The organism is Paenarthrobacter sp. AT5 (assembly GCF_032764245.1).
Classification (GTDB): domain Bacteria; phylum Actinomycetota; class Actinomycetes; order Actinomycetales; family Micrococcaceae; genus Arthrobacter; species Arthrobacter ureafaciens.
In genome coordinates, this window is record NZ_CP136441.1 from 1,983,303 (window position 1) to 2,008,841 (window position 25,539).

The following is a 25,539-nucleotide window of genomic DNA, read 5'->3' on the forward strand; positions in this document are numbered from 1 at the left end:
TGTTGTGATCCCGTTCACTTCTCATCACATCGGAGCGCACATGCGTACAACAGCGCAGAAATCCACCACCGCGGCAGGAGCCGTCGGTTTCCTGGTGGTCATGGAGCTTGGCAGTGGCATTCTTCAGGGCTGGCTGAATCCTCTGTTCTCTTCCATTGGTGAACACCACGGAGTCTCGGCAGCATCGCTGAATTGGATCAGCGCCGCCTACTTGCTGGCGACAGTGTTGGTGGTCCCTTTGCTGTCCAAGCTCGGTGATATCCACGGCCACAAGCGGATACTCATGATCTCCACGGCTATTGTTGCCGCGGCTTCCGTCTTGGTTGCCTTCGCCCCAAACTACGAACTGTTCCTTCTGGGACGTGCTATCCAAGCACCGCTGGCCGTTTTCCTCCCCTTGGAATTCGCCATCGTCCATCAACGCGACTCTGAACGCTCCGGGCGAAGCATCGGCAGGCTCGTGGCGGCGTTGACCCTCGGCGCAACCATCGGCGGTCTCCTGGCCGGAATTGTCCTCGACGCGACGGACAGCCTTTCCATCACTCTGCTGATGCCAGCGATCTTCATGGCCCTGTGCGTCCCCGGCATCGCGTTCTTCGTCAAGGAAAGCCCGCTGCGGAGCAAAGGCCGCGTGGATTATCTCGGTGCTGCACTGCTTGGCGGTGGCTTGGCTGCTCTCCTGGGAGGCGCTTCAAATCTCTCAACGTGGCCCCCGATGAACACGGCCCTCGCGATGGCGGTCGGCATCGCCCTCCTCGCCGGCTGGGTGGTTTCAGCCCGCAGGACAGAACACCCGCTGGTAGACCTCACCATGCTCCTTCGTGGCGGCATTGGTCTCCCGATTGTCGTCGCCTTCCTTTACGGCGCGCAACTGTTCGGCGCCCAAGCACCCATCTCCGTCTACCTGCGCTCCGATCCGGCCACGCTTGGATTCGGCTTCGGCGCTGCTGCCTCTGCCGCGGGAACAATGCTCAGCATCATGGCGCTTGCAGCCTTCCTGGGTGCCTCATTCAGCGACCGGGCATCCCGCCTGATCGGCGGCCCACGGAGTGTCGCGCTTGGGGGAGGGCTCAGCGCCATCGCATATCTCCTGATGATCCTTGCGCCGGGTACCCTGGTGACCTTCGCGCTATGGCTCGTCATGGCCGGACTCGGCTCCGGGCTGGTCAGCGGCACGCTCCCCACATTGGTGGTCCAGCGCGCAGCAACCGATTCAGTAGGGATCGCCTCGGGGTTGTACAACACAGCCCGCACCGCCGCCGGAGGAGTCGTCGGTGCTCTTTTCGCGCTGCTGATGGCAGCACTCACCACACCAACAGCCGCCGGAACGCGGGCGGCCACCGAACTGTCCTTTCACGCCGTTTGGTGGATCTGCGCCGCAGTCTGCGTCCTCTTCGCCGTGGCCGTTCTGTTCATCCGGCCTGCCCGGGCCACACCGGTCGAATCAACCACATCGTCATCGAATGCAGACGACGTCCTCGAACCTGCCAACTAATCCACCTCGACACGAAGGATCAACAATGACCGTTTCCATCGACACCACCCAGGACACCTTGCGCGACACCGTACGCGAGTCCGCTGCCGCCGTCGGGCCTTCCATCCTTGAACTTAGCCACAAGGTCCATGCACTGGCAGAGATCTCCTGGGAGGAACACGACTCAGCAGCGGCCGTGGCCGCTGTCCTCCGCGACGGCGGCTTCGAGGTGACCGAACGCGCCTATGATGTTCCGACGGCGATCGAGGCCGTCTACGGCACCGGCGAACTGACCGTGGTCATCTGTGCCGAATACGATGCCCTCCCCGAAGTCGGCCATGCGTGCGGGCACAACATGATCGCCGCAGCCGGCGTCGGCGCTGCGCTGGCCCTTAAGCCCGTGGCCGACGCCGCCGGACTGCGGATTAAACTCCTCGGCACTCCCGCGGAGGAACACGGCGGCGGAAAAGTCTCGCTGCTTCAGGCCGGAGCGTGGGAGGACGCAGCGTTCTCCCTTATGGTGCATGGCATGACGGGCGCTGAGCGGAGTGCGGCGGCCATTGGCATGGCCGCCGTCGAGCGCTTCGAGGTGCAGTTCAAAGGCAGCGAAGCCCACGCAGCCGGAGCCCCGGACAAGGCCATCAACGCAGGCGCGGCGGCGAGCCTGGCGCTGATGAACATGGCCGTCCTACGGCAGCACCTGCCTGAGAACGCAAACACCAACGCGTTCATCTCGCACGGCGGCGGCGCCACCAACGTCATCGCCGGCGACTCCACCGTCCAGGTGGAAGTCCGCGCGGGAGACGTGGATGTGTGGCGGGACCTCAAGCGGCGCGTCCTCGCGTGCTTCGAAGGTGCAGCCATCGCCACCGACTGCACCTGGACCCACCGGCAGACCGAACACCCCTACGCCCCGCTCAATACCCACGTCGGGCTGGGCAAAGCATGGGACGCCAACATGGAAACCGTCGGAAGGCCCGTGGACACTACGCCCATCTTCGGGGGCGGTTCCTCCGACATGGGCAACGTTTCCCAGGTAGTCCCGTCCGTGCACGGCATGGTGGTGGTCCGCAACAGCACCGCGGTCCCGCACCACCCGGACTTCACCGCCGCCGCCATCTCACCGGAGGCGGACGAAGCCATCCTCGACGGCGCCACCGTCCTGGCACTCACGGTTCTGGATGCGGCTCTGGATACCTCACTCCGGGCCGAACTGCTGGAACTCCAGGCTGCGCGGGTTCCCGGCGCCACGACGGTGACGCTGGAAGCCTGATTCCCGCAGGTTGACCGGTGGCGTCTCTTAGTCGAAACGCTAAGGGCGCCACCTCGTCGCGGTCGGGCCGTGCTCAGTGCGATAGAGGGGGTGGCTCCGTTTGACGCAAGACATACGAAGTTGCCGTGCCCTGCTACCAGACCCCGGGCTAATCGGATGTAAATGAGCAGTGGGACAATGTCCACCCTTTCCACCACGGATTGCCCCGTTCTTCCGACGAATTGCCGCCGATTCCGCATGTTTCCGCATGATTCCGCCACTTCCCAGTGTTTGCAATGCCCAGAATCCCGTTCGAGTCCCACCTCGGGCACGGCATAACCCCTCGTCAGAGGGGTTCTTGCTTTTAAGTGTGGACAAAGCTTGACATGTGCCTCTGCGTCATCGTCCCGGATGGTGCCTGGCCGCCGGGTGCGGCCTGTTCAATCTAGGTGGGGTAGTGGACTTAGCGTCGACGCATTGGCTCGCACTAGGCATCCACTAGGCCATGCACCCCCTTCGAGCCGCCGCACACAAGATCGGCAGCAGGGTAGTAGGCGAAAATTCAATCAACAACCACTATCGTCAATTGTTGACAATCGTTATGCTTGGGTCGTACCTCCGATGACAAGGCTCGGCTCCGTAGGTGGAGGGGTAAGTAATGAAAAAGCGGCCAGTAACAGGACTGATTCGTACCCGAAGCGAGACATCGCGCACAGGACACTACTGCCAGCTATCGGGGTGGTGGACTGCTGTCGGGAGCAGCGCTGGCCCGAAACTTATTGTCGAAGGCGAGGTCATGCCGGCCCTCAGTGGGACGGCTGTCGTGTGGATCCTTGACGTCGCTCCTGCAGATAAGCATTCCGGTGCCGCTTTGCCCCAGGCTTCCTAGGGATGTTTTCGGCCATTCACTCCGCTGCTTTCACTGCGTGACGCCTCTTCCACGAGCTCGGCCAGCCAAGGACGGTGCCCCTGGTGGAACACCATTCCTTCTGGCAGTCCCCTCACGTCGGGTACGGAGCCTGCAATGTCGATCGTCATTCGTCCCCCGGCCATGGGGGCATTTGAAATGTGCAAGTCGCCGAAGGAAAGCGGTAGATGAGGGTCCATCCAGAAACCACCGCGCGAAACGTGTGCGTCGTAGCGCATGAGGCTCGTGATCAGCTGGATGGGAGTGGTTGCGGCCCAGGCCTGCGGCGAGCACGCGGTCGGGTATGGAACCGGTTCACCGTATTTGTCCCGGCTGAAGCCGCAGAAAAGTTCAGGAAGGCGTCCGCCGGAGTAGTCGGCTGCGTCAAATAAGGCTGTAGCGATGCGCTGAGCTTCGTCGATGAAGCCATACCGCATCAACCCGGCAGCGATCACGGCGTTGTCGTGGGGCCATACAGAGCCGTTGTGGTAGCTGGCGGGATTGTAGGCACCCATGTCTGTCGCCAGGGTTCGAACGCCCCAGCCGCTGAACATCTCGGGCGACATCAGACGTTCAACAACTTTCGGCGCCTTGTCAGCGTCCACCAGGCCAACCCAAAGGCAGTGGCCCATGTTGGATGCGCATGCGTCCACCTGACGCTTTTTGCCATCCAGCGCAACAGCGTAGTAACCACGGTCGGGCATCCAAAACTGCTCGTTGAACCTGGCTTTCAGGTCCGCTGCGCGCTGGGCAAGATCCGCTGCCAAAGGTGAGTCGCCGGCGTCGTACGCCATCCAGGCCCGCGCCATATATGCGTCGTAGACATAAGCCTGAACTTCACAGAGCGCGATTGGCGGCTCGGCCAGGGATCCATCCGCGAAATTGATGCCATCCCATGAGTCCTTCCACCCTTGGTTGATCAGCCCTTCCGGATTCAGGCGCTGGTACTCAACGAAGCCGTCCCCGTCCCTGTCTCCGTAATCACGGATCCACTCGAGGGCCCTGTCGGCGTGCGGCAGGAGTTCGGCAATAGTCTCTTTGGCGAATCCCCAACGGCTGACCGTTCCCAGCACCACAACGAACAACGGGGTTGCGTCGATGCTCCCGTAATACGTGGATCTTCCACCAAGCGCCAGGTTGCTGGAAACGTCGAGCCGGACTTCGTGGAGAATCTTTCCGGGTTCTTCCTCCGTGACAGGATCAACGCGGGTTCCCTGACGGTCGGCGAGTGTCTTGAGCGTGCCCAGGGCGAGGGAGGGATCGACCGGCATCGCCATTTCCGAAGCCCACAATGAGTCCCTGCCGAAGAGAGTCATGAACCACGGTGCACCGGCGGCCACCACCACTCGTTCCGGGTGAGCGGGGTCTTCAATGCGGAGAGCGCCGAGGTCGTCATAACTGCGTCGCAACGTCCGTTCGATGCCATGGTTGCCCATCTGAAGGACCGGGATTCTCGCCACCCATTCCTGCCGGCGCCGGTCGCTGGGGGACAGGCCGCCCTGTTCCAAGGCAGGCTCCTCGAGCGGACTGATCTCCTCCGGTCTCACCGCCAGAGTGGCGCCCCAATGCCCTCTTGCCGGGATGGTGATGGAGAATTGCAAGCCTTCCGACACCGCCGTGGCGGCCTCGGAACTTACGACGACGGACTTCCGGACTTCCTGCCACACGGCATTGATGCTGAGTCCTGTTGCCTGAACATGCCGTCGCTCTGTCCATTGCCTCTGAACGCGGGCCTCCTTGACCTCAAAAACGTCAGCGAAGTCGGCGGAGGCCTCAACCATTACCCGGCATTCCAGGGGCTCGGTTGAGTGGTTGTGCACCGTGATGTGCTCCACGATGCCAAAACCGAGCTCACGGATGCGCTCCACCACGAGGGGACTGTCTGCATATCCTTCCGCGCGGGTAACCCTGGCGGCGAAGACAGCCCGGTGGGGCTCTTGGACCTGCGCAGTGAGCGGCTCCAAACGTTGCCCATTTACGGTGAGTCGCCAGTCAGAGAGGACCCGAGTGTCTTGAAAGAAGAGACCGTGCGGATGGTCTGCCTGAATGTCGCCGTTGGGAAGGGAAATACAGAACGACGTACCTTCAACCAAGGTGACGGTTCCGGCGCCTAGGGGTCCCGCTGCAGTGTCAGCGTTCCATCCCGCCATTGGCCTTACCTCCTGGAGAGCGCTGCAAACATCAGGAGACGTCCGCGGCGGCTGGTGTTTCAACCAGACGCTACTCCTGCAGGAATCACTCGGCTAGCGCCGGAAGGGACCAGACGCGGGTGCCAGGTCAAGCTCATACTCATCCTCGATGTGAAACAACCGCCGGTCCCCAATCCGGTCCACAACCCAAATGGTGGATCCGTCCTCAGTGCGGTCATCTACGGTGCCTCGATGATGAACAAAGCCGTGCATGCGGAGTAGTACTTTGTCGCCCGGTTCCAGCGAAGTCCAAAGCGCGATTCGCCGGTTGTGGGCGCTGGGTGAATCGAAGAAAGCCATGCTTAAGACTATCGTCAATTGTTGACAATTGCTAGGATGGGACAGTGCCTTTCCAACGACGGCGGGCACGGTTTATTAGGGCAGAGCGCCCGGAAGGAGCGGCATGGTCAAGGCCACCGTCATGAGCAACGCAAACACCGTCAACCCGGGAGAACACACTCCCAAGCCCACTTCGATTACGCCCGGACAGACCGAAGTCTCGCTGCGGCTCTGGGCTCGCGAGGGCCTTAAGACTGGAATCTGGGAGGCGACGCCGGGGGTATCAACCAGCACCCGGCCAGGCTATGACGAGATTTGCCAGATTCTGAGTGGCACGGCCACCATCACAGAGGAAGACGGCACGAGTTTCGAAGTGGGCCCGGGGTCGCTGTTTGTGACACCGGCTGGGTGGACCGGTACGTGGACCATTCACGAGACTCTTCGCAAGATGTGGGTGGTGGCGGATCTTCCCGCCTAGCGATGCCAAACAAACGGCCCGGCTCCTTGGAGAGCCGGGCCGTTTGTTGATATCCCTTGGGAATGCAGCTGGGCGGGGTCCCCATCGCCTGAGGTCTATCTCAGAGTCGTGAAAGCCTTCGCCATACCTTCCAGCAGCCGATCGGCGTCGTTGCTGGAGAACGGCATCGGCGGGCGGAGTTTCAGGACGTTCCCTTGGGCGCCGCACGCGGAGATGAGGATGCGATCCCGTCTCAGGGAATTCACGATCTCCGTTGCTGCAATCCCGTTGGGGGAGAGCGTGGACCGGTCAGTGACAAGGTCGACTCCGATGAACAGGCCGCTTCCACGAACCTCTGCGACTTGTTCCAAGTCCTGCGAGAGGACCTTGAGTTCAGAGACAATCTTGTTGCCAACCTCAAGGGCGTTGGGAATGAGTGATTCCTCGCGGATAACGTCCAGGACTGCTTGGGCCGCGGCGATGGCTACAGAGTTCCCGCCGAAGGTGTTGAAGTAGCGGATGTTCTTACCGAAGTCCACAAGGAGTTCGGGCTTGAAAATCGCTGCCGCTACCGGGATGCCGTTACCCATGGGTTTACCGATGGTGACGATGTCCGGGACGATTCCGTGGCGTTGGAAGCCCCACCATTCTTCACCGGTACGGCCAAAACCGGGCTGCACTTCATCGGCTATGTACAACCCGCCCGCTGCGTGGACTTCCTCAACTACGGGGCGGAGAAAACCGGTCGGGCCGGAAAAAACACCGTCGGAAGAAAAGATGCTGTCCGCGATGAAAGCTGCTACGCCAACGCCGTGCCGGTGGAGATCCGCGATGGCGGCCCGCACCTGCTCGCGCAGGTGATCCTCCAGGGAGACGGTGTCGGACGAGTAGCGCAGGGCGTCCGGCGCATCAATGACCCGCACGTTTGGGCCCAGGGGAACACCGACGCCCAAAGACGGCGAGAATGATGACACTTCCGCGGTCAAACCGTGGTAGGCGCCGGCCGTGACAATGATGCCCTGACTGCCGGTCACGTACTTTGCCACCCGCATTGCCAAATCGTTGGCTTCGGATCCCGTGCAGGTGAACATGACGTGGCCAAGTTCGGCAGGGAATGTGGCAAGGAGCTGTTCGGAGTACTCCAGGATGGGCTCCTGGACGTAGCGGGTATTGGTATTCAGGGTCTGCATCTGCTGGTGCACGGCTTCAATGACCCGCGGGTGGGAGTGGCCAACGGAAGGGACGTTGTTGTAGACATCGAGGTATTCGTTACCGTCCCGGTCGAACAACGTCACCCCTTTTCCACGCACGATTTCCAGTGGTTCGTCGTAAAAGAGCCGGTAGCCGGGACCCAGGCTTTGGTCGCGGCGTCGAATGTTCTTCTGCAACGGTTCGGGAAGTTCATTGAGGCGGCTTGGATCAAAACCGTTGACCATGGATTGGGATGGTTTACGAAGGGTCTTGGATGGGGTGGTCATTGATTCTCCTTGGTTGCCGGGGTTGCGGGGTTCAGGGCTTGGTGCGAAGTATGGGCTCCGGGGCTGCAGCGGTTAAGGCAAGGCGCTCCCAGTCCGGCTTTGAATGGGAGAGAAGGTACTCACGCCGTTGGGGTAACTGGCTGGCCCGCCACTGCGTAATCAGTGCTCGCAGCAGGAGCCGCGCTTTGGCGGCAACAGGAAGGGCGTCCAGTTCCCGCGTCGAAAGCGGGCGGACACTGAGGAAGCCGTCCAAGACGTGCAGAGCGGGTTCCCAGGGGCTGTCCACATCCGTCCCGAGGAGATTTGCCATGGTGACGCTGACATCAAAGATCACAGGGGTCCGCACAGCGTCACCGAAGTCGATGATGCCCGTCACGTATCCGGGATGCAGCGGGTCGACGAGCACATTGAAGGGGCTGAAATCGCCGTGGATGACTTGCGTGGCGAAGCTGTCCAGGAATGGCACAACCCTGGCATCGAACTGATCGAAAATTTGCTCGGCTAGGGCGCGTTTCTGTTTGTCCTCGACGTATTCAAGCAAGGGGCGCATCCTGTGGAAATGCTTCAGGTCCCAAAGAAGCAGCCGGTCAGCTCGGAGGTGGTCAAAGGTCTGCAAGGCGAAGCCCAGATCGGCAAGTCGTGAGCCCACCGAGTGCAGGTCGCCAGCAGTAGGGGTGCAGGTCGCCAACAGATCGCCGGGCATGAAGCGCATAACTCTCAGTACACGATCGGAGGAGCCATCGGGGGTCTCGAGGAGTACTTGCAGGTCACCGTTGACGTCAGGCACGATGCGCTGGACCGGAAGTTCCGGAGCGACCCGTTCCAAGTGCGCCATGCAAGCAGTCTGGAATTGAACTATTTCCGGGTTTTCGTCCGGCGATGACACCTTTACCAAGTAGGTTTCCGTTTCAGTCTGTAGGCGAAAAGTCTCGTCCTTCTCAGTGGGGATGCGTACAAGGGCGCCCTTTAGTCCGTAGTGCCTGTGGAGCAACTCCAGGACCGCTGGGTACGCCAGCTGGGGGAGCGCTGCAGAGAGGCCGCTCTCGGACGCCACAGCATCGACGAAAGCAGAATCGGTACGTGGTTCCATATGCGGAGCTCCTGACGTTGGAAGTGGATTGGGCCAACTGTTCTACTGTTCAACAGTTCTAAAAAGACTAAATCATGAATCGGTCACGGGTCAACTGTAGAACTGTTGACAATCTGCAAAAATGGTACCTACCATCGATGCAACGGCGTGGGCGGACAAACCGCGGAGTCCTAAAGCGCCGGCAGTTTGATCTATGAGCCCTGCGCGCCAGCGGCCCAAAACACTACCAAGAACGGAAGTCTCATGGCAGACAGCAATTCACGGCCGAAGTACATCTCTTTCGACATTTACGGCACACTCATCAACTGGGATACGGACAGCACCACCCGCCGCCTTCTTGCCGGACGCCTGCCCGAAGAGCAATGGCCTGCATTCAAGAAGGTGTTCCGCGGTTACCGGTTCGACGAAGTCCTCGGTGACTACAAGCCCTATGAGCAGATCCTCCAGGATTCTTTCGACAGGGTATGCAAATACTTCGGTATTGGACCTACGCCCGGCGCCGGAACCGAGTTGGCCGAAGCTGTGCGCGGCTTCGGCGCCCATGATGACGTGCCGGCTCCGTTGAAGCTGATGGGCGACAACTACAAGCTGGTGGCTCTCTCCAACGCAGATGACAGCTTCCTGGATATCAGCATCCCTAAGCTCGGCGCCGAATTCCACGCAGTACTGACCGCGGAACAGGCGCAGGCCTACAAGCCGCGCTACCAGGCCTTCGAATACATGCTCGACACCTTGAACGCCAAGCCTGAAGACTTCCTCCACATCGCCTCCCACACCCGTTATGACATGCACCCGATGCATGACATGGGCTTCCGCAACCTTTGGGTGCTGGACCGCGGCTACGACCCCATTACCGGTGGCTACGACTACAACACCGTCAAATCCCTCGACGAGGTCAACAAGCACCTCGGTCTGTAGGGCACCACCAAGGGAGATCTTGCCCTTGAAGCCCAAAATGCCCGGTCGGGATTTTCCCGACCGGGCATTTCGCTGCCTACCTCCCGGGGCGATGCACCCTAGCCGGCGGAGTGTCGCTGGGCAACAACCTGACGAATGGATTCGCGGTACTGGATGATCGTGTCCGAGATGACCTTCTCGGCCAGGACAGGATCGCGGGAGTCCAGGGCGTCAATGATGTTTTGGTGTTCGGCTTCCAATGAATCGGGATCCTCGTATTCGTGATTCTCAACGGAGAGCACAAACATGAAGTACCTCAGCTCGGTCACCAGTTGCTGGTAGAAGGTGTTCAACTTTTGGCTTCCGAGGAGTCCCACGATCGCGCTATGGACCGCCAGATCCTTCTCAACGATCTTGAAGGGGTCTCCGGTTTTCAGGACTTCGCGGAATTCTTCCATAGCGGCATGTACATCATCCATCGATGTGGTTTCGGTAATACTCCGGGCTGCAGTGGTTTCGAGGTGGTACCTCGCGTTGTAGACGTCCATGATCTCGGCGTCCGTGGGATCCCACACGATTGAACCCAGGTTGGCGCGATGCCGAATGAGGCCGCCCGCTTGAACAATGCGGACGGCCTCGCGGACAGTATTTCTGGAAAGACCCAGTTTCTCGGCGAGCAGACTCTCCCTCAAGCGTTCTCCGGGCTTCAGCCCTCCGCTGAGTATCATCGCGGTAAGGCCGTCTGCGACCTGTTGCACCGTGGATGAATGGACAATTTTGATCTGCTCAATCATGGCTACATCGTACAGTGGGTATCAACTGTAGGACTGTAGATCAACGTGGATGTCATGGCGGGTCAGCGTATGGCTGCCTCAGTAATCGCAGAGTCGCCGAGCCCCCAGTACTCAAGGGACTCTTTATATTGAGGCGATTCCAGCATGGACTGTATGGCCTTCTGGAAGGCCGGCGTCAACGGTGATCCCTTCTTCAGCCCCATAGCGACGTTTGTGTCTGTGCGGGTGTCCATCCTCGGCTCAAGCACGACGAAGTGGTCCGGTTGCTGGACCTGTGCCCAAGCCAGCCCGCTGGCGTCGTAGAAGACACCGTCAATGCGCTTGGAGTCCAGCTGGGTCAAGGCTTCCTGGACATTGGGCAGTGTGACCGCGTTGATTGCAGGTTTCCCCTTCTCTTCGCAAGTCCACTTGGAGACGTTGGGGAGGTGCTTGAGCTGCTGCGTTGAGCCCTTTGTTACGCCGATGCTTTTGCCGCAGAGGGCGTCGTTGCTCAAGTTCTGCGGGTTGCCCTTGGGGACAGCGATGGCCGACCCGCCTTTGAGGTAATTGATCATGTCCAAAACTTTGAGGCGTTCCGCGGTGGCAGACATTGTGGTTGCGGTGAAGTCGTAGCGACCACCATCAATGCCGGGGATGATGGTGTCGAAGGCTGTGTTTTCGAACCTCAGTTTTAGCCCCAGCTTCTTGGCTACCAAACGGGCAAGGTCGGGATTCACGCCGATAGGGGTGCTGTTGTCTTCGGCAAGGAATGTCATTGGCGGGGAGCTCAAATCCATGGCAACAGTGAGTTCACCTTTGTCCTTCACCGCCTGGGGCAACAGGGCCACGGCCGCTTCATCGAGCTGGACGCCCTCTGAGATGTCTCGGGTGTTCTGTGTCTTGGGGATGTCTGTGGCTTGTGTCCCGGTGGCTGTGCCGCCGCAAGCGGTCAACGCGAGCAGGAGCGAAAGTCCGGCGGCGGCCGCTTGGAATTTAGTGATGACCTTCATGGTGCTTCCCTTCGTGGGATCAGGGGCAATGCCGCCTGTGATGGGTTTTCAGGGTGCTTACCGTGCCGCCTGAGGTGGGTTTGTCAGGTGCATTTCCATACCGCGTCGTCGAGGCATGCCAGGTGAAGCCCGCTTTTGAACGGCTGCCCTATGTGAGGCAGCTCTCGTCCTGATTTATTCAAGCGCTGACGAAGGGTAATTGTCAACAGTTCAACAGTTCTACTTAATTCTTAAGTGTGAAAAGGGCCTCTGCCCGGTCTATAACCGGGCAGAGGCCCCTAACAAATGTTCTACTTAGTCCGCCAGCTCCTTAGACCCTGCGAGGCGGCTTCTAAGCGGTAATTTCCGTTACCTCAGGTTTGGACGTGAGGTCGTCCACGGCTTTCTGCATGTGCCGCTTAATAGCCCGTTGCAGGCCTTGGCGATCCGCAGCTTCCAGATGGTCGAGGATCAATTGGTGCTCCTGGACGAGCGCGTCTATGCGGGGGTAGGCAACTTCCAGGCTGAGGATGCACATCCGCGTCTCCGCTGCCAGGGTCTGGTAGATCCTGATGAGCCGCGTGTTCCCCGTGCCGGAGACAAAGGCAGTGTGGAATTCCATGTCCAGCCGGGCCAGCGCCTGCCAGTCGGAAGCGGCAACCTGCTTTGCCATGTTCTTGATGATTCCTTTAAGCACACGGCAGGTGTCGGAAATTTTGTCTTGTCCCGAGTCAAGAAGCGTAGTGGCGGCAGCCAGCTCAACAGCTTCCCTCACCGCATAGATTTCGCGGATGTCGTCTTCGGAAAGTTCGGCAACGAACACCCCGCGGTTCCGTTTGCTGACCAGAATTCCTTCCTGGCACAACCGCTGCAAGGCCTCCCGAAGAGGGCCCCGGGAGGTGCTGAGCTGGCTGGCCAGCGCAGATTCATTGACCTGTTGTCCCGGGCTGAACGCTCCCTGGACTATCAGCTCCCTTAATTGATCGGCGATCAACTGTGCAGTAGGCCGGCCCTCCAATACGAACATCGTCTCCGGTGCCGCCATGACATCCCCTCATCTCGTTCTGTGACACATCGAATCTACTAGACCGCTATGGCCGTGTACTTGTACTCCAGGAATTCATCGATGCCCACCTTTCCACCTTCGCGTCCGAGGCCGGACTGCTTGACTCCGCCGAAGGGAGCCGCGGGGTTGGAGACAAGCCCGGTGTTGATTCCTACCATGCCGACTTCCATACCGGCGGAAAACTTCAAGGCTTTATCCATGCTTTCGGTGAAGACGTAGCCAACCAAACCCCACTCGGTGTCGTTGGCCTGCTGCAGGACCTCTTCTTCACTGTCGAAGGCTGTGATCGCGGCGACGGGGCCGAAGATTTCGGTGCTCATCAATTGCGCGTTGCCCGGAACGTCCACCAACACGGTGGGGGAGTAGAAGTACCCCTGCCCCTCCGGGCGTCCGCCGCCGGTGAGGACGCGCGCGCCCTTTGACACGGCATCATCGACGAGGCTTTGTACTTTGTCCAAGCCCTTTTGCTCGATGAGCGGTCCCACGTCGGTCCCGTCCAGTGCACCGTTTCCGACGCGAAGTTCAGACATCTTCTTGGCGAACTTTTCGCTGAACTCGGTCAGGACGGAGCGGTGGACGAAGAACCGGTTCGCGGCGGTGCACGCCTCACCCATGTTCCGCATCTTGGCTTTCATGGCCCCTTCCACCGCTTTCTCGATGTCAGCATCGGCCAGGACAATGAAAGGTGCGTTTCCACCCAGTTCCATGGAGGAGCGCATCACATTATCTGCCGCCTGCCGCAGCAGTACTTTGCCCACTTCCGTGGAGCCGGTGAAGCTGATCTTCCGCGCGAGGCCGCTGTCCGTCCAGGTCCTGACCACGACGGAAGCGGACGATGTGGTCACGACGTTGAGTACGCCGTCGGGCAGGCCTGCCTCCTTGAACAGTTCCACCAGCGCCAGGGAGGTCAGGGGTGTCAGCTCTGCCGGTTTGAAGACCATAGTGCAGCCGGCTGCAACGGCCGGGGCGATCTTCCGGGCGCCCATCGCCAAAGGGAAGTTCCAAGGCGTGACCAGGACCGAAGGGCCAACGGGTTCCTTCGTGACCAGTATCCGGGTGTTGCCGTCCACGGAGCCGGTGGCGTCTCCGCCGACGCGTACGGCTTCTTCGGAGAACCAGCGGAGCATGTCGGCGCCGTAGGCCACCTCGCCGCGGGCTTCGGCCAAGGGTTTGCCCATCTCGGCAGTCATGATCGCCGCAAGCCTTTCGGTGTTGGCGATGACCAGTTCGAACGCCCGGCGCAGGATGTCAGCACGCTCACGCGGGGTGGACCTGGCCCACTCTGCCTGGGCCCGTCCGGCCGCTTCGATAGCACGGGCGGCGTCTTCCGGGCCTCCGTCGGCAACGTGGGCAATGACCTCGTTGGTGGCTGGGTTCTCCACCGCAAACGTGGCGCCGGAGGCAGCCTTTTGCCACGTCCCGTCAATGAACAGGTCTGTTCGCAAGCTGCTGGGATCAAAGGAGGAGTTCATGCTAATTCTTTCAGTGAGCAGGTGGTCAGGACGTGGCAGTTTTGATCGCCTGGGTAAACCTGGCGAGGCCGGTCTGGATTTCGTCAGCGGTGACATTGAGTGCCGGTATGACCCGGATGACGTTGCCGTGGGGACCGCAGGTAAGAAGCAGGAGCTCCTCGGCGACGGCCGCCTGCTGCACGGCAAGTGCAGTGGCTGCGTCGGGTGTATTGTCCGGGGCGGTGAACTCGATGCCCTGCATCAGGCCGCGCCCTCGGACGTTGCCGATGACGGCGAACTCGGTCTGCAGCTTATCCAGCCCCGCCCGCAGCTCGTTGCCTCGGAGCAGGGCGTTTTCCACGAGGTTCTCGCGCCGGATGACGTCCAGGGTTGCCACCCCGGCTGCAGCTGCGACTGCGTTTCCTCCGTAGGTGCCACCCTGGGATCCAGGCCAGGCCTTGCCCATGAGTTCGGATGACGCGGCAATGGCCGAAATAGGGAAGCCGCTTGCCAGGCCCTTGGCCGTAATGACGACGTCGGGGCGGATTCCGGCCCAGTCATGTCCCCAGAACCTGCCGGTGCGGCCGACACCGGCCTGCACCTCATCGATGATGAGCACAATGCCGTGGCGGTCGGCCCTTTCCCGGAGGCCCTGAAGGAAAGCCGGCGGGGTGGGGATGTAACCGCCGTCACCAAGCACAGGTTCAATGATGAACCCGGCCGTGTCGCTGGGGTTGCTGATGGTCATCAGCAGGTAGTCAAGTTCCTTCAGTGCGAAGTCGACGGCGGTTGCCTCGTCCCAGCCGTGCCGGTACCAGTGGGGGAACGGGGCTATATGGACGCCGCTCATCAGTGGGGAGAACCCCGAGCGGAACTTGGTTCCGGCTGTGGTCAGCGATGCCGCAGCTACAGTCCGGCCGTGGAAGCCGCCCTGAAAGGAGATGATGTTCGGGCGGCCCGTGGCCATGCGCGCCAAGCGAATGGAGGCTTCCACGGCTTCGGAGCCGGACGTGGCGTAGAAGACGCTGTCCAGCCCTTCCGGCAGGACATCGCCAAGGAGTTCGGTGAGTTCCAGGAGGGGCTTGTGCATCACGGTGGTGTATTGGGCGTGCACGATCTTGCCCACTTGCTCGCGGGCTGCGGCGACCACGTCCGGGTGGCAGTGACCGGTGCTGGTGACACCAATTCCGGTGGTGAAGTCGAGATACTTCTTGCCATCAGTAGCGTGAATCCAGCTGCCCGCCGCATAGTCGACCACCACGGGGGTCGCCTGCTTCAAAATGGGACTGAGAGTTGCCATGTCGTCATACTTTCTTAGTAACTGTAGATTGTCAACAATAGGCGATGCATGTCACAGCCTATTGCTTCGCGGGGTTTGTTCAGCGGGGGCTGAAACGCTGGGGTCGGACGAACTCCAAGCCGTTGAAGATCTGTTTGCCGAGTGCCTCAGCAGCCGCTATCTCGCCATAACCCGAGGCCATTTTGAAACCAGCGCCAGAGAAGCCTGTAGCGGCATAGACCCTGCCGGTGTCTCCCACGTATCCCAGAAGCGGGTTCCGGTCGCTGGTGAAGAGGTCGGGGAAGGCATCCGAGCGAACGATTGTGGGCACCAGGCCGGGGAAGAACTCGGCGACGGTTTCCATGGTTTCGGCGATTTCTTCTTCGGACAGTTCCCGGTTTATGGCTGCGGGGTCCAGGGCCGGCCTGCCGCGCCCGTCAAGGGTGGCCTTGACGGTGGCACCATCCACGGCCGGCGCGCCATACATGGAACGGTCTTCGTAGATGCGGCTGAAAACGGGGAAACGTTCGGGCGCGAACTCCTTGGGTTCCCGGGCTACGAACCAGGAAAGGAAAACCCGTCGGGTTTCGACGTGTTCCTTTGCGTACACCGGCAGCAGTTGCCGGGACCATCCCCCCGAGGCGACAATAACCTGCTCAAATGTCCAGGACTCCCCACCGGCTGTGATGACGACGCCGTCCTCCGTTTCGGTGATGCTGTCAATTGCCGTTTTGGTGTGGACCGTTGCGCCATTGGCCCGGGCTGCGGCAATGGCGGCGGTGACGGCCCGATCGGTTCGTAGGGCGCCGGAATTCGGGTCGAAGACGGCGACGTCGTCGGACCGCAGATTGTGCTGCGGGTAGCGTTCGGCCAACTCCCGGTGGGACAACAGATGATGCTCTGCTCCCGTTATCCCGGTCGTTTCGAGTACGCTGGCAAGGTACGCCCCTTGGGCTGCTCCGATGGAGAGCCCTCCGCAGCGTGTGAGGATGTCCTGGCCGGTTTCGGCCTCAAGTTCAGCCCAAAGTTCCTTGGAGCGCTGCATGATGGGGTAGTAGCCCGGATGCCCCTTGTAGATCATGCGGAACAGACGCGTATCACCGCCGACGGCGCTGCGTCCGTGGGCGGGATGCTTCGCTTCAAATCCGGTAACGGAGTCCGTCAGTCGGGAGGCCTGCCAGAGGGCCATACTGCCGATGCTGCCCAGGCCGATGACGGCGAGTTTTCCATCTGTCATGGTTAGAGGACCTGCTTCAGGAATGCTTGCGTGCGGGGTTCTTTAGGGTTGCTGAGGATTTCGCGGGCGTCGCCTCGTTCAACCACGATGCCGTCGTCCATGAAGATGAGGGAATCGGAGACTTCGCGGGCGAAGCCCATCTCGTGGGTGACCACCACCATGGTCATGCCCCTCTTGGCCAGATCCTGCATGACGCTGAGGACTTCACCAACCTTCTCGGGGTCCAGCGCCGAGGTGGGCTCATCAAAGAGGATGATGTCAGGGTCCATCGCCAGGGACCGTGCGATGGCCACGCGCTGCTGCTGGCCGCCGGAAAGCTCAGCGGGATAGCGATCCCCGAACTGACCCAAGCCAACGCTGGTGAGCAGCTCCTGGGCTCGCTTGGCTGATTCCTTCTTGTCCGCCCGCTTGACCAAAACGGGCCCGGACATGACGTTCTCCCGGGCGGTCATGTTCGGGAACAGGTTGAACTGCTGGAAAACCATTCCGACGCGTGTCCGCTGCTGTGCCAGCTTCTTGGGCGGCAGGGCGTGGTAGGCATGATCGGTTTCGTAGTACCCGAAGTCTTCACCATTGACTTTCAGGACGCCGGAATCAACAGTTTCGAGGCCGTTGATGCAGCGCAGGAGAGTGGACTTGCCCGAGCCCGAAGGGCCGATAATGCAGCAGATCTCACCGCTGGCGACCTCGAGGTCCACGTCTTTGAGAACCGTCTTGGGTCCGAAGGACTTTCGGATGCGGCTGGCTTGGATGGTACCGGCGGTGCTCATCGTGCGATTCCTTCCGGTGCGGTCAAAGTGACTTTTTTGGATTTGCGGGGGATCCGGACGGAGGTGTGCGAGTACTTCTGTTCGAGCTTGGACTGCGGGTAGCTCAACACCAGGGTCATGACGAGATACCAAAGGCTGGCCACAATCAGCAGCGGAATGGTCTCGTACGTGCGGGCGTAGATCAGCTGGGCGCTCTGGAGCAGTTCGGCCACGCCCAGGACGGAGACCAGGGAGGTTTCCTTGAACATGCCGATCACCTGGTTGCCCGTGGCCGGAATGATGGAAGGCATCGCCTGGGGGATGATGACCTTGCGCATCTTCATGGCACCGCTCATCCCCAACGAATCAGCCGCTTCGATCTGTCCCTTGCCCACGGCGGAGAACCCGCCACGGACGATCTCGGCCATATAGGCGGCCTCATTCAAGGTCAGACCCACCAGCGCGGCGGTGATCGGACCCATCAAGGCGTTCGTATCAATCGCGGTGCCAATATCAGTGAAGGGAATACCGATAGACAGGTTCGGGTAAAGGGCGGAGATGTTGAACCAGAAGATCAGCTGCACCAGCACAGGGGTCCCACGGAACAATGTGATGTAGGCGCCCGCGGCGATGGCGATGGGTTTGACGCTTGATGCCCTCATGATGGCCAGGAGCAGCCCCAGCAGGGTACCGAGGGCCATGCTCGCGATGGTGAGGAAGATCGTCAGCATCAGTCCGCGCAGGATGGATTCCGCCGTGAAATACTTCGCTACCGTTCCCCATTTGAAGTTCGGGTTGGTGGCAACGGAGTAGAGCATGCCGGCACCCACGAGGATCGAAACTGCCCAGGCCACGTACTCGAACGTGCTGCGCCGCTTCAGTCGCGGCTTCAACGCGGGATCCATGCCGTCCACTGTCTGTCTGCTCCGGTCAAGGGTTGCTTGCTTCATCATGAACCTGCTAGTTCAATTTGGCGTCAGTGATGGCGCCTGAATCCAGGCCCCAAGTCTTCAGAGATTCCTGATACTCCGGGGTCCCAAGGACCGACTGGATAGCCGCCTGCATAGCCGGGGTCAGCGGCGAACCCTTTTTAAGGCCGGCGGCAGATAGGTCGCTGGAGCCGACGTTGACCCGGCCCAGGAGAGTGAAGGAGTCCGGCTGCTGCCTGGCTGCCCAGCCGAGAGCGGTTGTGTCATAGAGGATGCCGTCGATGCGCTTGGAGTGCAGCTGCGTCAGAGCTTCCTGAATGTTGGGCAGCGTTACAGCGTTGATCGCGGGCTGGCCCTTGGAGGTGCAGGTCTGCTCGCTCAGTGCCGGAAGGCGCTTGAGCTGACCGGTAGAGCCCTGCGTCACTGCAACATTCTTGCCACACAGGGTCTCCATAGATAGGTTCAGCGGGTTCCCTGCCGCCACAACGACCGAGTTGCCGGCCTTGAAGTAGTCGATCATGTCCAGGACCTTCAGGCGCTCTTCGGTCTTGGCCATTGTGGTGACGGTAAAGTCGAAACGTCCGCCGTCCAGACCCGGGATGATCGTGTCGAACTTCGTGTCCACGAACTTCAGTTTCAAGTCCAGCTTCTTGGCGATGAGCCGGGCGACGTCCGGGTTCAAGCCGATCGGTGTGCTGTTGTCCTCGGCCAGGAACGTCGTGGGCGGGTAGTGAAGGTCCATGGCGACCGTCAGTTCACCCTTGTCCTTGATCGACTGCGGCAACAATGCCACCGCGGCTTGGTCAGGCTGCACACCCTCGGAGATGTCTCTGGTGTTGTTGGTCAGGCTGGTGTCCGCCGACTCACTGCTGGCGGAGTCGCTGTTGGCGGCACCTCCGCATGCGCTCAAAGCAAGCAGCAGGGCTATGCCTGCAGCCGTTGTCTGTGCCTTGAATATGGTCTTCATGATGCTTCCCTTCGAGGGTTTCAGCTGGGGGATTTGACAGTCACCAGGAGTATTATGTGCGTCCCGTCGATGTCCGGCGGAGCTGGAATGTGATGCGGATCTCTCCTGCGTCTAAGAGCAATGCAACCTCCAAAAGAGTAGATTGTCAACAATTCACACTGAAGTTTTCTTGGCTTCTCCAAGGTGACTTCCATCCACAGGGATCGCGGAGAACTGTTGACAATTTACAATTTTGGCTTCTACAGTCTAGATATCCGGCAGCAACACTGTGGCCGCTCCAGCCCGCTCTGGTTCGCTCCCAATGAACATGTCCATATCCAGGGCAGACCCGCCCCGCCTCCCGAATGAACGGAAATTCCCATGGCAGAGACCAACTTCCGCCCGAAGTACATCTCCTTCGATGTCTACGGCACGCTCATCAACTTCGACATCGATCCAACTACCCGTCGACTGCTGGATGGTCGCATTTCCGAGGAGCAGTGGCCGGAGTTCAAGAGGCAGTTCCGCGGCTACCGGTTTGACGAGGTCCTTGGTGACTTCAAGCCGTACGAGCAAATCCTGCAGGATTCCTTCGACAGGGTGTGCAAGCGTTGGGGAATCGGACCCACTGAAGGTGCAGGGGCGGCGTTTGCAGATGCCGTGCGCGGTTGGGTTGCGCACGACGACGTGCAGGCACCGCTGAAGCTGATGGGCGACAACTACAAGCTGGTGGCTCTCTCCAACGCAGATGACAGCTTCCTGGACATCAGCATCCCCAGGCTCGGCGCTGAGTTCCACGCAGTGCTGACCGCGGAGCAGGCACAGGCCTACAAACCGCGCTACCAGGCCTTCGAGTACATGCTGGACACCTTGAACGCCAAGCCTGAGGACTTCCTCCACATTTCTTCGCACACCCGGTATGACGTGCATCCGATGCACGACCTGGGCTTCCGGAACCTTGTGTTGCTCGACCGTGGCTATGACCCTGTCACTACGGGCTACGACATGTTCAGCGTGAAGTCCCTCGACGAGATCAATAAGCACCTCGGTCTCTGATCCCGATTCCCTGAGGCGAAAGGCCATCCCGTGAAACTCATCCCTTACTGGCTGGACACAGCCGAGCCTTCCGGTGACTACCGCAGCACGCCCGTGCCGGATAACGTCGACGTCGCGGTTATCGGTGCCGGCTTTACAGGCTTGTCCGCTGCGCTTGAGTTTGCCCGGCAGGGCGCGAGCGTCGCGGTCTTCGAACGCCACACCGTGGGCTGGGGGGCATCCGGCCGCAACGGCGGAATGGCCACGACCGGGCTCGCCATCGGTTTCAGCTCAGCGGTCAAGCGGTACGGCGAGGCCCGTGCCGTGGAGTACTTCCGCGAGTACAACGACGCGATCGACAGCATCGAGAAGCTGGTCCATGACTACGCGATCGATTGCGACTTCAACCGCTTCGGCAAGCTCTCGCTGGCCTACCACGAGTCGCACAACGACGGCTTCAAAAAGTCCCAGGAGTTGCTGGCCAAGCTCGTGGACCACCATGTCACGCTGATTCCGAAGGCCGATATCCACAGCGAGATCGGAACCAACTTCTACCAGGGCGCCATGATGGACCCCTTGGGAGCCGGACTCCACGTGGGCAAGTTCGCCCACGGACTGGCCGGCGCGGCAGCCAACGCCGGCGCACAGGTCTGCGAGAACGCAGGCGTGACGGAACTGAAGCGGGTCAACGGCACGGTTTATGACGTGCATACGACGCGCGGCATCGCGCGGGCGAAGCAGGTGCTCGTGGCCACCAGCGGATACACGGGCAACGTCACCCCGTGGATGCAGCGCCGGGTGATTCCTGTTGGCAGCTTCATCATCTGTACCGAACCGTTGCCGGAAGACGTGGTCAACCGGATCCTGCCGAATCGCCGGATGGCTTCCGACAGCAAGATGCTGACCTACTACTTCCGGATCACCCCGGACAACAGGCTTCTTTTCGGGGGCCGTGCCAGGTTCGCGCTTTCCAGCCCGGACTCGGATGTCAAGAGTGCCGCAATTCTCCGCAAGGCCATGCTCGAACTCTTCCCGTACCTGTCCAACGCAAAGGTGGATTACATCTGGGGCGGACTGGTGGACCTGTCCATGGACCAGATGGTCCACGCCGGGGAGCACGATGGACTTTTCTACTCGCTCAACTACAGCGGGCATGGTGTCCAGATGGCGGCCCACATGGGCAAGCGCATGGCCCATTACATGGGAGGGGACAAGTCCGCGAACGTGTGGGGCGACTTGAAGAACCCCCCGGTGCCCGGCCACTTCGGCCCGCCGTGGTTCCTGCCCTTCATCGGCGCTGCGGCCAAGATCATCGACCGCGTGAAGTAAACCCGCTTCAGGCAACACAGCAAGTATCAATCAGTAAGGCTTCGGATGACGACAAAGACAACCGTGGGTGGGCTGCGGCCAAAATCCGTCGGAGAGACCGCATACCAGCGGACACAGGTCGCAGACCTGCAGGGAGGCGCCTTCTTTGAAGGAACCTGGCAAACGACGGACATGACCGTCGAAGTCCGGGATCCTGAAGATGGGCTCCTTCTGGGAACCGTATGTTCGTCCACCCCGGAGGACGTGCGACGCGCCGTTGCCCACATCCACCGGCATTTGCTGGAGGTTGATTGGCCCCTGCGCCGGCGTAGGGAGTCTTTGGAAAAGGCGGCTGAATTGCTTCGCGGACAGGCGGTACGTTTCGCCAACATCATTGCTGCAGAAAGCAGCAAGACCATCAACGAAGCCGAACGTGAAGTCCTCCGTTGCATCGAGACGCTCAGGCTTTCGGCTGCTGCCTCCGGAGAGCTCCAGGGCGAGACCCTGGCTTTCGAAGACAGTTTGGCAGGCACGGGAAAGCTTGGTTGGTACAACCGCAAGCCTGTGGGAATCGTTGCAGCCATCACGCCGTTCAACGATCCGCTGAACCTTGTGGCGCATAAGCTGGGCCCGGCGCTCATCGGAGGCAACGGCGTCGTGCTCAAACCTTCCGGACGGACGCCCCTGACAGGGCTGGCCTTCATTCAGTTGCTATTGGACGCTGGAGTACCCGCCGGGCGGGTGGCTGCAATCGTTGCGGGCCCGGGCGTTTCCGAGGCCCTTGTGACTGACCCCCAGGTGGACTTGATCTCTTTCACCGGGGGGCCAAAAACGGCGGACAGGATTGCTTCATCCGCCGGCGCCAAGAAAATCCTCTCGGAACTTGGCGGCAACAATGCCACGATCGTCTGCGCTGATGCGAACGCAGGAGAAGCTGCGCAGGCGATCGTGGCAGGGGCTTTCGGCGTGGCTGGCCAGAACTGCCTGTCCGTCCAGAGGGTCTACGTACACATTTCACTCTTCGAACGGGTCCTTGATGACGTTGTGCGCGGAACCAAAGCGCTGCGGTCCGGCCCGAAGCTGGAACGCACAACAGATATCGGGCCCCTCATCAGCGAAGCGGAGGCGCGGCGCGTGGAGGATTGGGTGGAAGAGGCGAAGGCCGCTGGTGCCACCGTCCACGTCGGCGGACGTCGGCTTGGTGCATACTTTGCCCCAACTGTCCTCACGGACGTCCCGTCCGCTTGCCGTGTGATCCGGGAGGAAGTCTTCGGCCCGGTGGTTAGTGTTCTTCCGTTCATCGAGGTCCAGGATGCTGTTCGTGCGGCCAATGACACGGAATTTGGCCTTCAGGCCGGCGTTTTCACTGAATCTTTTGGTGAAGCACTGGCCATCGCGCAGCAGCTTCACGTGGGGTCAGTTGTCATCAACGAGACCAGCGACGTGCGGATCGATTCGATGCCCTTCGGCGGATTCAAGAGAAGCGGCGTAGGAAGGGAAGGCGTTAAGCACACCGTGCGCGAAATGACCGAACCAAAGAACACCATCATCCAATTGCCTAAAACATCCTCAGGCTGGCAGCAGTTCGCCGCCACCACGAACGGAGCAGTATGACCACCCACAAAATTGCCGTTATTGCCGGTGACGGTATCGGCCAGGAAGTTGTTCCCGCCGCACTGGAATGCCTGGAACGAATCGCCCGGCTTCATTCCCTGGACCTGCAATTCACGCACTTCGACTGGGGTTCGGACTACTACCTGCGCCACGGCCGGATGATGCCTGAGGATGGCCTTGAGCAGCTGGCCCGGCACGAGGCCATCTTCCTGGGTGCTGTCGGCTCGCCGCAGGTCTCCGACGCGGAATCGCTGTGGGGGCTGTTGATCCCCATCCGCCGCGAATTCCAGCAGTACATCAACGTCCGCCCGGTCAAAACGCTCGACGGCGTGAAGTCGCCGCTCGCGTCGAAGGAACCGATCGATATCCTCATTGTCCGTGAGAACAACGAGGGCGAATACTCGGAAGTCGGCGGCCGCATGTACCGCGGGTTGCCCCACGAAAGCGCCATACAGGAGACGATTTTCACGCGTTTGGGAGTCTCCCGGGCAGCGCACTACGCGGCCTCCCAGGCTTCAGCCAGGGGCGGGCGCGTGACCTCGGCCACCAAGAGCAACGGCATCATCCACACCATGCCGTTCTGGGACGAAGTCGTTGAAGAAACGGCCCGGCTCTATCCGGACATTTCACTTAGCAGTGAGCTGGTGGACGCCTTGGCCGCCCACCTGGTGTTGAAGCCGTGGACCTACGACGTGATCGTCGCATCAAACTTGCTCGGAGACATCCTGTCAGACCTTGGCAGCGCCGTGACGGGTTCCATTGGAGTAGCGCCCAGCGCCAACCTGAATCCGGAAGGCGACTTCCCGTCGCTCTTCGAACCCGTCCATGGCTCGGCGCCGGATATCGCGGGCAAGGGACTTGCGAATCCGGTTGGCCAAATGTGGTCCGGGGCAATGATGCTGGAACATCTCGGCCACAAGCAGGCAGCCAACCACCTGCAGGCGGCGTTCGAGTCGGTCCTCCGTGAAGGACTGGGAACCCGCGATGTCGGCGGTACCTCTTCCACCTCCGAGTTCACGGCTGCGGTCCTGGCCGCCATCGATTCCATCGATGCCGTTCCGACCTTGGACGCTGCCACGGCCCCCGCGGCAGCACCGGCGTCGTGAGCGTCTCCGGCGGACGGCCTCGCCCCGTGGTGGCAACGCTGTACCGGGAAGCGTTGCCGCCGCGGTTGGCCGAGATCCAGGAACTGGCTGACGTTCGGCTGACCAAGGCTGACGGGCTCGCCGAAGCCTTGGACGGCGCGGACGTGCTGTATCAGTGGCATTCGTTTTCCCCCGCGCTGCGGGAGAACTGGGATGCGGCTTTGTCGCTGCGGTGGGTGCATGTTTCCGCGGCCGGGGTGAGCCAGTTGATGTTCGATGGGCTGGTTGCGAGTGACGTGACCTATACGAATTCCCGTGGAGTGCTCTCACGGGCGATCGCGGAGTTCGCGCTCGGTTTTGTTCTGGACATGGCCAAAGACTCCCACGCGTCCTTTAAGCTCCAGCAGGCCCAAAGTTGGCAACACAGGACCACACGCAGGCTCCAGGGGCAGACCGCCGTGGTTGTGGGAACAGGATCCATCGGGCGCGAAATCGCCGCCCTTTTCCGGGCCGTTGGCATGGTTGTTGACGGCGCCGGGAGGACCGCGCGGGCCGGCGATGCTGCCTTCGGTACAGTCCATGCCTCACAATCGCTGGCTTCCGTCGTCCATGCCTACGACTACGTCGTGCTCGCAGCGCCGCTGACCTTGGACACCAAAGGGCTGGTGGACGGGCGGGTCCTTGACGCCATGAAGGACACTTCCGTGCTCATCAACGTGGGACGTGGGGAACTGGTAGACACCGACGCCCTTGTCCATGCGCTCACCACAGGGGCGATCAGGGGTGCCGCACTCGATGTGGTGCATCCTGAACCCCTGCCTGCAGGTCATCCACTGTGGACCCTGGAGAACGTCATCCTCACCCCCCACATGAGCGGCGACACGGAGGACTACCTTGATGAGCTGGGCAAGTTGTTCGTGGCGAACCTCCGCCGTTACGTCAACAACGAACCACTCGAAAACATCGTGGACAAGCAGCTTGGTTTCGTTCCGGGCATTTAACCGTTCGTGCTTTGTCCCTTTCAACAACTTCAGCTCATCCTGCCTAAGGAAACC

General features: G+C 60.7%; 21 protein-coding genes. 9 read left to right on the forward strand and 12 right to left on the reverse strand.

Annotated features, from left to right (window positions below):
• Nucleotides 1-40: 40 nt before the first annotated feature.
• Together RI444_RS09075 and RI444_RS09080 are read left to right on the forward strand one after the other, a co-directional pair.
• Entirely contained in the window at nucleotides 41-1,495 is a 1,455-nt protein-coding gene (locus RI444_RS09075) for an MFS transporter (protein ID WP_207604648.1), read from the forward strand.
• Nucleotides 1,496-1,520: 25 nt separating this feature from the next.
• Entirely contained in the window at nucleotides 1,521-2,747 is a 1,227-nt protein-coding gene (locus RI444_RS09080) for an amidohydrolase (RefSeq protein WP_207604649.1), read from the forward strand.
• An 864-nt stretch (nucleotides 2,748-3,611) separates the two neighbouring features.
• Here RI444_RS09080 and RI444_RS09085 read toward each other — a convergent pair.
• Nucleotides 3,612-5,783, reverse strand: coding sequence for an amylo-alpha-1,6-glucosidase (locus RI444_RS09085; protein ID WP_179012850.1), 2,172 nt, complete (start codon nucleotides 5,781-5,783; stop codon nucleotides 3,612-3,614).
• Nucleotides 5,784-6,225: 442 nt separating this feature from the next.
• Between RI444_RS09085 and RI444_RS09090 the strand changes: the two genes are divergently transcribed.
• Nucleotides 6,226-6,579: a cupin domain-containing protein gene (locus tag RI444_RS09090; RefSeq protein WP_179012851.1), complete on the forward strand. Its 354-nt coding sequence runs from the start codon at nucleotides 6,226-6,228 to the stop codon at nucleotides 6,577-6,579.
• A gap of 95 nt (nucleotides 6,580-6,674) precedes the next feature.
• On the opposite strand, the gene RI444_RS09095 is transcribed toward RI444_RS09090, so the two are convergent.
• Both RI444_RS09095 and RI444_RS09100 read right to left on the reverse strand, forming a co-directional pair.
• Nucleotides 6,675-8,036 (reverse strand): aspartate aminotransferase family protein, encoded by a 1,362-nt coding sequence (locus tag RI444_RS09095; RefSeq protein WP_179012852.1) that lies wholly within the window; start codon nucleotides 8,034-8,036, stop codon nucleotides 6,675-6,677.
• A 31-nt stretch (nucleotides 8,037-8,067) separates the two neighbouring features.
• Nucleotides 8,068-9,126, reverse strand: coding sequence for a phosphotransferase (locus RI444_RS09100; protein ID WP_207604650.1), 1,059 nt, complete (start codon nucleotides 9,124-9,126; stop codon nucleotides 8,068-8,070).
• Between the two features lie 243 nt (nucleotides 9,127-9,369).
• Here RI444_RS09100 and RI444_RS09105 point away from each other — a divergent pair, with 243 nt between their 5' ends.
• A complete protein-coding gene (locus tag RI444_RS09105) occupies nucleotides 9,370-10,044 on the forward strand; it encodes a haloacid dehalogenase type II (RefSeq protein WP_179012854.1) in 675 nt (224 codons plus the stop codon).
• A 98-nt stretch (nucleotides 10,045-10,142) separates the two neighbouring features.
• Here RI444_RS09105 and RI444_RS09110 read toward each other — a convergent pair whose 3' ends face one another.
• The 9 genes from RI444_RS09110 to RI444_RS09150 all read right to left on the reverse strand — a co-directional run bounded on the left by RI444_RS09110 (nucleotide 10,143) and on the right by RI444_RS09150 (nucleotide 19,463).
• Nucleotides 10,143-10,817: a GntR family transcriptional regulator gene (locus RI444_RS09110; protein WP_179012855.1), complete on the reverse strand. Its 675-nt coding sequence runs from the start codon at nucleotides 10,815-10,817 to the stop codon at nucleotides 10,143-10,145.
• A gap of 62 nt (nucleotides 10,818-10,879) precedes the next feature.
• Nucleotides 10,880-11,806 (reverse strand): ABC transporter substrate-binding protein, encoded by a 927-nt coding sequence (locus tag RI444_RS09115; RefSeq protein ID WP_179012856.1) that lies wholly within the window; start codon nucleotides 11,804-11,806, stop codon nucleotides 10,880-10,882.
• A gap of 331 nt (nucleotides 11,807-12,137) precedes the next feature.
• On the reverse strand, nucleotides 12,138-12,830 hold the full coding sequence (locus RI444_RS09120) for a GntR family transcriptional regulator (protein ID WP_207604651.1): 693 nt from the start codon (nucleotides 12,828-12,830) through the stop codon (nucleotides 12,138-12,140).
• A 38-nt stretch (nucleotides 12,831-12,868) separates the two neighbouring features.
• Nucleotides 12,869-14,323, reverse strand: coding sequence for an NAD-dependent succinate-semialdehyde dehydrogenase (locus RI444_RS09125; RefSeq protein WP_207604652.1), 1,455 nt, complete (start codon nucleotides 14,321-14,323; stop codon nucleotides 12,869-12,871).
• Between the two features lie 25 nt (nucleotides 14,324-14,348).
• Nucleotides 14,349-15,602 (reverse strand): aspartate aminotransferase family protein, encoded by a 1,254-nt coding sequence (locus RI444_RS09130; protein WP_144648872.1) that lies wholly within the window; start codon nucleotides 15,600-15,602, stop codon nucleotides 14,349-14,351.
• A gap of 79 nt (nucleotides 15,603-15,681) precedes the next feature.
• Nucleotides 15,682-16,818: an N-methyl-L-tryptophan oxidase gene (gene solA, locus RI444_RS09135; RefSeq protein WP_207604653.1), complete on the reverse strand. Its 1,137-nt coding sequence runs from the start codon at nucleotides 16,816-16,818 to the stop codon at nucleotides 15,682-15,684.
• Nucleotides 16,819-16,820: 2 nt separating this feature from the next.
• The gene (locus tag RI444_RS09140) at nucleotides 16,821-17,588 is read right to left on the reverse strand and encodes an amino acid ABC transporter ATP-binding protein (RefSeq protein ID WP_207604654.1); all 768 of its coding nucleotides are present in this window, start codon (nucleotides 17,586-17,588) and stop codon (nucleotides 16,821-16,823) included.
• Nucleotides 17,585-18,520, reverse strand: coding sequence for an amino acid ABC transporter permease (locus tag RI444_RS09145; RefSeq protein WP_242703073.1), 936 nt, complete (start codon nucleotides 18,518-18,520; stop codon nucleotides 17,585-17,587). The genes RI444_RS09140 and RI444_RS09145 overlap by 4 nt, the downstream gene beginning before the upstream one ends.
• A gap of 7 nt (nucleotides 18,521-18,527) precedes the next feature.
• A complete protein-coding gene (locus RI444_RS09150; RefSeq protein ID WP_144648869.1) occupies nucleotides 18,528-19,463 on the reverse strand; it encodes an ABC transporter substrate-binding protein in 936 nt (311 codons plus the stop codon).
• Nucleotides 19,464-19,823: 360 nt separating this feature from the next.
• On the opposite strand from RI444_RS09150, the gene RI444_RS09155 reads away from it, so the two are divergent.
• From RI444_RS09155 to RI444_RS09175, 5 genes are read left to right on the forward strand one after another with little or no spacing between them, the layout of a single operon-like run.
• A complete protein-coding gene (locus RI444_RS09155) occupies nucleotides 19,824-20,498 on the forward strand; it encodes a haloacid dehalogenase type II (protein ID WP_207604655.1) in 675 nt (224 codons plus the stop codon).
• A gap of 30 nt (nucleotides 20,499-20,528) precedes the next feature.
• Nucleotides 20,529-21,806 carry an NAD(P)/FAD-dependent oxidoreductase gene (locus RI444_RS09160; RefSeq protein ID WP_207604656.1) on the forward strand — a complete coding sequence of 426 codons (1,278 nt, stop codon included), beginning with the start codon at nucleotides 20,529-20,531 and terminating at the stop codon, nucleotides 21,804-21,806.
• A 45-nt stretch (nucleotides 21,807-21,851) separates the two neighbouring features.
• Nucleotides 21,852-23,399, forward strand: coding sequence for an aldehyde dehydrogenase family protein (locus RI444_RS09165; RefSeq protein ID WP_316963895.1), 1,548 nt, complete (start codon nucleotides 21,852-21,854; stop codon nucleotides 23,397-23,399).
• Nucleotides 23,396-24,505: a tartrate dehydrogenase gene (locus RI444_RS09170; RefSeq protein WP_207604658.1), complete on the forward strand. Its 1,110-nt coding sequence runs from the start codon at nucleotides 23,396-23,398 to the stop codon at nucleotides 24,503-24,505. The genes RI444_RS09165 and RI444_RS09170 overlap by 4 nt, the downstream gene beginning before the upstream one ends.
• Complete coding sequence (locus RI444_RS09175) at nucleotides 24,502-25,485, forward strand: D-2-hydroxyacid dehydrogenase (protein ID WP_179014976.1); 984 nt, start codon at nucleotides 24,502-24,504, stop codon at nucleotides 25,483-25,485. The genes RI444_RS09170 and RI444_RS09175 overlap by 4 nt, the downstream gene beginning before the upstream one ends.
• Nucleotides 25,486-25,539: the final 54 nt, after the last annotated feature.